Source organism: Anoxybacillus sp. P3H1B (assembly GCF_001560855.1).
Taxonomy (GTDB): domain Bacteria; phylum Bacillota; class Bacilli; order Bacillales; family Anoxybacillaceae; genus Anoxybacteroides; species Anoxybacteroides rupiense.
In genome coordinates this window covers 45,650-53,267 of sequence record NZ_LPUG01000034.1, presented here as the reverse complement: position 1 = coordinate 53,267, position 7,618 = coordinate 45,650, and the positions used below count along the sequence as shown (strand labels likewise).

Sequence of the window (7,618 nt, the reverse complement as noted above, 5' to 3'; positions counted from 1 at the left end):
AAATAACAAGCCTAGTGACGATGGCGGAGAGGTCACACCCGTTCCCATCCCGAACACGGAAGTTAAGCTCTCCAGCGCCGATGGTAGTTGGGGCTAACGCCCCTGCAAGAGTAGGACGTTGCTAGGCAAACAAACTAAAAGCCGGACTAAACATCAGTTTGAACTGCACCTCCAATTGTTAGTTGTGTCTAACAGTTGGAGGTGCAGTTTTGTTATGGAGAAGTTTACACAAGACCAAGCGCAAGTAGTCTATGAACTAAGGCATGCATTTCCGGTGAAAGCACTTCTATCACTCGCAGATATTCCGCGTAGCACATATTATTATTGGGTAAAAAACTTTGGTCGGCCCGATCCAGATGCAGAACTGAAAGGAATCATTCAAGCGATTGATGATGAACATGAAGGTCGTTATGGCTACCGCCGTATTCGTGATGAACTGACAAATCGTGGACACAAAAAGGTGCAACATATCATGAAAAAAATGGGAATTAAAAAGTATTGTTCGTATAAAGAACTATCGTTCAGACAAAGGTAAAGTCGGCAAGATTGCGCCAAACATTTTAGAACGTAATTTCAAGGCAGAAAAACCAAATGAAAAGTGGGTAACAGATATTACAGAATTGAAATTGTTAGAGCAGGCCTTTGAACAGTTGACAGATGGTGACGCCCTCCTCTTACACTCAGACCAAGGTTGACACTACCAAATGCGCCAGTATCGGGATATCCTCAAAGAACGAGGGATTACACAAAGTATGTCATGAAAAGGTAACTGTTACGATCATGCAGTCATTGAGAATTTCTTTGGTATGATGAAATCCGAATTCTTATATCTAAAAGAATTTGAAAGTGTGGTCCATTTTAAAGAAGAATTAGCAAAATATATCGAGTATTACAATCACAGACGAATGAAGGCAAAATTAAAAGGCATGAGCCCGGTACAATTCCGAACTCATGCCCAAACAGCCGCCTAACAAAATAACCTGTCTAACTTTATGAGGTCAATTCAAACATCAGTTTAGTCAGGTTTTTTTATTTCATCTTAATACAAACAAACTAAAAATACATATCTTGTAAGTATAGAAACTCATAAAGATGGCAATCCTGACAAATGGGAGGTGGAGAAGTTGAACCAGTCTACGACCAATCATACAGTAGGTGATACGTGTATTGTTTGTGAGCAACTAAAGCATCAAGGCATCCGAATCTATACAAAATTCCTTTGTATCGATTGTGAACAAGAAATCGTTCATACAGAGATAGATGATCCCAAATACCAATTTTATTTACAGCAACTAAAAAAAATTATCAATCGAGAAATATATTCATAGTTTAAGGTCCTATTAATAGGACCTATTTTATTTTAATATATTTAATTGATAGAATAAAAAAGGAATGATTTCGTATGAGTTATCAACAACAAGAAACACCTTTATATACGGCTTTAAAAAAGCATTTCTCTGTACATCCAATTTCTTTCCATGTACCAGGACATAAATATGGAAATGTATTTTTAAACGAATCAAAAAAACATTATAAGCATTTATTAAGGATTGACGTTACTGAATTGAATGGACTGGATGATCTCCATCAACCGGAGTCTGTGATTGCAGCTGCACAACGATTAACAGCTGAGTTGTATGGAGTGGATGAAACCTTTTTTTTGATCAATGGTTCAACTGTTGGCAATTTAGCCATGATTTTTGCTACGTGTGAAGAAAACGAGCCGGTAATTGTGCAAAGAAATTGCCATAAATCGATTATCCATGCTTTGCAGCTAGTAGGAGCAGTGCCTGTATTTCTTTCTCCTCAGTTTGATGATGAGGTAAAAGTGGCTTCTTATGTTTCTAACGAGGCAATTAAACAGGCTATTGAAGCTTATCCTAACGCTAAAGCTCTGATTTTGACAAACCCCAATTATTATGGCATGGCAGTTGATCTAAAAGAAGCGGTGAGTATGGCCCATCGCTATGGCATCCCTGTGCTTGTTGACGAAGCTCATGGTGCTCATTTTATATTAGGAGATCCTTTTCCTTCAACAGCGATAACATATGGTGCTGATGTGGTTGTACAATCCGCTCACAAAACATTGCCGGCTATGACAATGGGGTCGTATTTACATGTAAACAGCTCGTTAGTCGACATAGAAAAACTGCATCACTTTTTGCGAATATTTCAATCGAGCAGCCCATCTTATCCAATTATGGCTTCACTTGATTTAGCTCGAAGCTATTTAGCTCATTTATCTATAGAAGAGATCGGTCATATACAAGCTCAAGTATCTTTATTTAAAAAAGCATTAAATGGAATAGAAGGAATAGCGGTAGTGGAATCTACTGATCCATGTGTGATGACCGATTTATTAAAAATTACGGTTCAAACAAGAAGCTCGTTATCAGGTTATGAATTGCAGCGCTGTTTAGAGCAAGCAGGGATTTTTACTGAATTGGCTGATCCATTGAATGTTCTTTTTGTTTATCCCTTAGCATTATTTGAAAATCTGGAGGAGATTATTGAAAAAATAAAAAAGGCATTTTCTGGTCTTCACCGTTGTGACCGTTCCCTTGATTCTGTCTCGCCCATTTCGTTTGCGGCAGCATCAGAGGTCATTCCATATTCATCATTAAAGAAGCGAAACAGAAAATTTGTTCATGTGGAACAAGCAGAGGGGCTCATAGCAGCAGAAACCATTATACCGTATCCCCCAGGGATTCCTTTATTGATTATTGGAGAAATCATTAACGGAGAACATATTGCCTCGCTTCTTGAATTACGACAATACGGTTCTCATTTCCAAGGAGGAAAACGACTCGATTTTCATCAAATTGAGGTGTTCGAATAATAAAAAAGAAAATGAAAAGGGTGACAGATGTGGTAGGACCATTTTTCTCATTTGAAGGACCAGAAGGAGCAGGAAAAACGACGATTATTGCTATGCTGAAGGACTTTTTGACAGAGCGGGGCTGGGAGGTTGTGGCGACAAGAGAACCAGGAGGAATTGAAATTGCCGAGGAAATTCGTTCCATTATTTTAAATCCAGCATATATAAAAATGGATGGACGAACCGAGGCTTTATTATATGCTGCAGCAAGAAGACAGCATCTTGTAGAAAAAATTATTCCTGCCATGACAAGCGGGAAAATTGTATTGTGTGATCGTTTTATTGATAGCTCCCTTGCTTATCAAGGCTTTGCAAGAGGGCTGGGAATGGATGAGATATTAAGTATTAATCAATTTGCCATTGATGGATACTTTCCATCGTTGACGTTTTATTTTGATTTAGAACCGGAGGTAGGCTTAGAGCGAATTCGTAAAAGCCAGCAGCGTGAAATTAATCGACTGGATATGGAAAGCTTGTCGTTTCATCATAAAGTACGGCAAGGATATTTGCAGTTAGCCCAACGTTTTCCTGAACGTATTGTACAAATTGATGCTTCAAAACCAGTTGATGAGGTGTTGGCTGACACGGCCCATATTATCTTAAAGAAGCTTGGTGAACAGGAAAAATCGTTCGACCATGAAACATAAAATGATGAAATTCATAAGACATGTTAGAATAAAAATAAGGTCTCCCGTTTTGCGGCTATTGCTTCATAATAAATATGATGCAGTTGAACGAAGACGATGTCTGTCTCATCATCCTGAATAAGCAGCAGGATCAATGCAAAACGGGAGCGTTTTTCGATTTTAGATCATAGATAAGTGAGTGATGGATGTGGCTGTTCTTTGGGACCAGCTTGAGCAGTATCAACCGATTGTGATGAAGATGCTCGCTCGCAGCATTGAAAAAGAGCGTGTGGCACATGCTTATTTATTTGAAGGACAACGGGGAACAGGCAAAAGAGAAGTCAGTTTATTGCTGGCCAAAAGTTTATTTTGTCTCAACCGTTTAACGTATAGACCTTGTAATGAATGTAGAAATTGTCGAAGGATCGATTCAGGAAACCATCCGGATGTACACTGGATTGAACCGGATGGTCAATCGATCAAAAAAGGGCAAATTGAAGCATTGCAAGAGGAATTTTCTAAAACGGGAGTCGAATCAAACCAAAAGCTTTACATCATTAGGCATGCAGATAAAATGACAAACAATGCGGCTAATAGTTTGCTGAAGTTTTTGGAGGAGCCTCACCGAGGCACAACGGCGGTTTTGTTAACAGAGCAATATCATCGCATGTTACCAACCATCATTTCCCGTTGCCAAGTTTTATCATTTCGGACGTTGCCGCCTACTGCCATCGCTGATTATTTAAGAGAACAACAAATTCCTCCCCATCTTGCCCTTCTTGCGGCACATGTTACGAACAATCGCGAAGAAGCTCTCGAATTAAGTCGAGATGATTGGTTTGCAGATGCCCGAAAAATAGTGTTACAATTATATGAAGCATTACAGGGAAAGCCCTCATATGCACTTTTCATGATACATGAAAAATGGATGCCCCATTTTCAAGAGAAGCAGCAAATGGATATAGGACTGGATTTATTGTTGTATTTATATAAGGATCTAATGTATTTGCAACTCGATCAGCTTGAAAACATTGTTTACTGCGATCGATTAGATAGCTTGCAGCAATGGGCTCTTGCCTGTTCGCAAAAACGAATGATCCAAAATATGTCGACGATTTTACAAGCAAAAGCACGTTTAAATACAAATATGAATACCCAGCTTTTAATGGAGCAGCTTATCCTCAACTTAAAGGAGGGAAGACCGTTTGTATAATGTAGTAGGCGTCCGTTTTAAAAAAGCAGGAAAAATTTATTATTTTGATCCTGGAGAATTAACGATTCCAACCGGAGAGTTTGTCATTGTAGAAACTGTTCGTGGCATTGAATTCGGTAAGGTCGTTATTGGAAATAAACAAGTGGATGAGAATGATATCGTTTTGCCTTTAAAAAAGGTGATTCGCATAGCAGATTCGAAAGACAAAATGGTCGTTGAAGAAAACAAAAAAGCAGCGCAGGAAGCGTATCAAATTTGTTTAAAAAAGGTTGAAGAGCACGGGCTTGAAATGAAGCTTGTTGATGTGGAGTACACGTTTGATCGCAATAAAGTGATTTTCTATTTTACAGCTGATGGACGAGTTGATTTCCGTGAGCTTGTGAAAGATCTAGCAGCTATTTTTCGCACTCGCATCGAGCTAAGACAAATAGGTGTTCGCGATGAAGCAAAAATGCTTGGAGGAATCGGGCCTTGCGGAAGAATGCTTTGTTGCTCTACTTTTTTAGGGGATTTTGATCCTGTATCCATTAAAATGGCGAAGGATCAAAATTTATCTTTAAACCCTACCAAAATTTCTGGTCTTTGCGGACGGCTAATGTGCTGCTTAAAATATGAAAACGACGAATATGAAACAGCAAAAGAGCAGTTGCCTGATTTAGGGGAATATATTGAAACCCCGCATGGCCTCGGCAGAGTAGTTGGCTTAAATATTTTGGAAAGAGTGCTGCAAGTGGAATTGCCAGAGCACGAACGAGTAGTCGAATATACCATTGATGAGCTAGTAAAAGAAGGAGTTTTGTCGATTCAGGCCACAGATTAATTGAGGTGGATTTGCGTGGATAAGAAAGAGATTTTTCAATCAGTAACAAGTATGGAAGAACAAATCAGCCATTTGTATAGTCAGCTTGTTGAACTGAAGGAACATCTTGCTCAATTACTTGAGGAGAACCGGCAGTTGCAAATGGAGAACAGCCATTTGCGCATGCGTCTCGAGCAACTTACTGAAGATGCGGTCAGCATAAAACGAAAAGAAAAAAGCCATAAGGTAAAAAATGAACGCAAGCCGATTGATATTGGTGAAGGATATGACAATTTGGCGCGGCTTTATCAAGAAGGGTTTCATATTTGCAATGTTCATTATGGCAGCGTTCGTACGGAAGATTGCTTATTTTGCTTGTCTTTTTTAAATAAAAAGTAATAACGGAGCCTTTCCAACAAGGAGAGGCTCTTTTCTTGAAAGAACATGAAAGAGGGATTAGAACGATGATTGAATTGCAGCACGATGAAAGACTCGATTATCTCTTAAATGAAGATATGCGCATTGTTCAGAGTCCATCTGTTTTTGCCTTTTCATTAGATGCAGTGTTGTTGGCGAAATTCGCATATTTGCCCATTCAAAAAGGCCATATTGTTGATTTATGTACAGGTAATGGTGTGATTCCACTTTTGCTCAGCAAAAGGACGAAAGGAAAAATTATCGGTGTTGAAATTCAAGAACGAATTTATGATATGGCTAGAAGAAGTGTGCAATATAATGGGCTGACAGAGCAAATTGAGATGATTCATGGAGATATTAAGGACATGCCTCAGAAGCTCGGTTACAGCAAATATGATGTGGTGACATGCAATCCGCCATATTTTCCGACTGTAAGTGAGGAGGAAATGAATAAAAATAGGCATTTAGCGATTGCGCGTCATGAGATTTATTGTACGCTAGAGGATGTCATGAAGGTTAGCAGCCAGCTGCTTAAGCAAGGAGGAAAAGCGGCATTTGTTCATCGGCCGGGTCGCTTATTAGATATTGTGACCCTGATGCGGAAATATCGTTTAGAGCCAAAGCGGTTACGTTTCGTATACCCCAAACTGGGGAAGGAAGCCAATACGCTTTTGATCGAAGGGATAAAAGATGGGAATCCTGATTTAAAAATTTTGCCACCGTTAATTGTGTATAATGATCATAATGAGTATACAGAAGAAGTAAGACAAATATTATATGGAATGTGATAAAAAGGAGAAAAAATTATGGTTTGGCAGCAGAAAAGCTTTGTAGAGCAAACTCATCAAGGAACTTTATATATTGTGCCGACCCCGATTGGCAATTTAGAGGATATAACATTTCGGGCATTGCGGGTGTTAAAGGAAGCAGATATGATAGCAGCAGAAGATACGAGACAAACGAAAAAGTTGCTTAACCATTTTGAAATTACGACACCAATCATCAGTTATCATGAACATAATAAATATACAGCTGGCAAAAAAATTGTCGAATGGCTGCAAGAAGGAAAAACGATTGCATTGGTGAGCGATGCTGGAATGCCTGCTATTTCTGATCCGGGCTATGATCTCGTTGCCGCCGCTTTGGAAGAGCGTTGCCCTGTTGTACCATTGCCGGGAGCGAATGCGGCGCTCACCTCCCTTGTTGCTTCTGGGCTGCCAACTGAACATTTTTATTTTTTTGGTTTCCTTGATCGGGCGAAAAAAGAGAAGAAACAACAGCTTGAAGCATTAAAGAATATACGTGACACCATGATTTTCTATGAATCGCCGCACCGATTGGCCGATACACTGGCGGTGATGCATGAAGTCATGGGAGAGCGGAAAATTGCGATAGGCCGCGAATTAACTAAGCGGTTTGAAGAATTTATTCGCGGTACTATAAGCGAGGTAATCGAATGGACAAAGAACGGGGAGATTCGCGGCGAATTTTGTATCATTGTGGAAGGGGCAAAGGAAAACGAGGAACAGGTGAGCGATTGGTGGCATTCGCTTTCAGTCAGCGAACATGTTGATTATTATATTGATGAAAAACATTTGAGCGTCAAGGATGCAATAAAAGAAGTAGCAAAAGATCGAAAGGTGCCGAAACGGGAAATCTATCAAGAATATCACCAATAAAAAAGT

8 protein-coding genes, 1 rRNA gene and 1 pseudogene are annotated in these 7,618 nt (G+C 39.5%); all 10 read left to right on the top strand.

Annotated features, from left to right (window positions below):
- Positions 1-10: 10 nt before the first annotated feature.
- Positions 11-127: ribosomal RNA gene (gene rrf / locus AT864_RS17380) — 5S ribosomal RNA — on the top strand.
- Positions 128-229: 102 nt separating this feature from the next.
- Positions 230-971: pseudogene (locus AT864_RS18050) on the top strand (IS3 family transposase); the annotation flags it as partial.
- Between the two features lie 153 nt (positions 972-1,124).
- Entirely contained in the window at positions 1,125-1,328 is a 204-nt protein-coding gene (locus tag AT864_RS17370) for a sigma factor G inhibitor Gin (RefSeq protein ID WP_044742045.1), read from the top strand.
- A 74-nt stretch (positions 1,329-1,402) separates the two neighbouring features.
- The gene (locus AT864_RS17365; RefSeq protein ID WP_066151250.1) at positions 1,403-2,839 is read left to right on the top strand and encodes an aminotransferase class I/II-fold pyridoxal phosphate-dependent enzyme; all 1,437 of its coding nucleotides are present in this window, start codon (positions 1,403-1,405) and stop codon (positions 2,837-2,839) included.
- A 29-nt stretch (positions 2,840-2,868) separates the two neighbouring features.
- Positions 2,869-3,525 carry a dTMP kinase gene (gene tmk, locus AT864_RS17360; RefSeq protein WP_066151247.1) on the top strand — a complete coding sequence of 219 codons (657 nt, stop codon included), beginning with the start codon at positions 2,869-2,871 and terminating at the stop codon, positions 3,523-3,525.
- A 187-nt stretch (positions 3,526-3,712) separates the two neighbouring features.
- Positions 3,713-4,717 (top strand): DNA polymerase III subunit delta', encoded by a 1,005-nt coding sequence (gene holB, locus AT864_RS17355; RefSeq protein ID WP_066151263.1) that lies wholly within the window; start codon positions 3,713-3,715, stop codon positions 4,715-4,717.
- The gene (locus AT864_RS17350) at positions 4,710-5,537 is read left to right on the top strand and encodes a stage 0 sporulation family protein (RefSeq protein WP_044742042.1); all 828 of its coding nucleotides are present in this window, start codon (positions 4,710-4,712) and stop codon (positions 5,535-5,537) included. The genes holB and AT864_RS17350 overlap by 8 nt, the downstream gene beginning before the upstream one ends.
- A 15-nt stretch (positions 5,538-5,552) precedes the next feature.
- Positions 5,553-5,915 carry a DNA replication initiation control protein YabA gene (yabA, locus tag AT864_RS17345; protein WP_044742041.1) on the top strand — a complete coding sequence of 121 codons (363 nt, stop codon included), beginning with the start codon at positions 5,553-5,555 and terminating at the stop codon, positions 5,913-5,915.
- 65 nt (positions 5,916-5,980) lie between these two features.
- Entirely contained in the window at positions 5,981-6,721 is a 741-nt protein-coding gene (locus AT864_RS17340) for a tRNA1(Val) (adenine(37)-N6)-methyltransferase (protein WP_066151261.1), read from the top strand.
- Positions 6,722-6,739: 18 nt separating this feature from the next.
- Positions 6,740-7,612 (top strand): 16S rRNA (cytidine(1402)-2'-O)-methyltransferase, encoded by an 873-nt coding sequence (gene rsmI / locus AT864_RS17335; protein WP_066151245.1) that lies wholly within the window; start codon positions 6,740-6,742, stop codon positions 7,610-7,612.
- Positions 7,613-7,618 lie beyond the last annotated feature (6 nt).

Bases quoted from the DNA above. Each gene is read 5' to 3' on its own strand.
- rsmI (WP_066151245.1), top strand. From the start codon at position 6,740: ATGGTTTGGCAGCAGAAAAGCTTTGTAGAGCAAACTCATCAAGGAACT.
- AT864_RS17340 (WP_066151261.1), top strand. From the start codon at position 5,981: ATGATTGAATTGCAGCACGATGAAAGACTCGATTATCTCTTAAATGAA.
- AT864_RS17365 (WP_066151250.1), top strand. From the start codon at position 1,403: ATGAGTTATCAACAACAAGAAACACCTTTATATACGGCTTTAAAAAAG.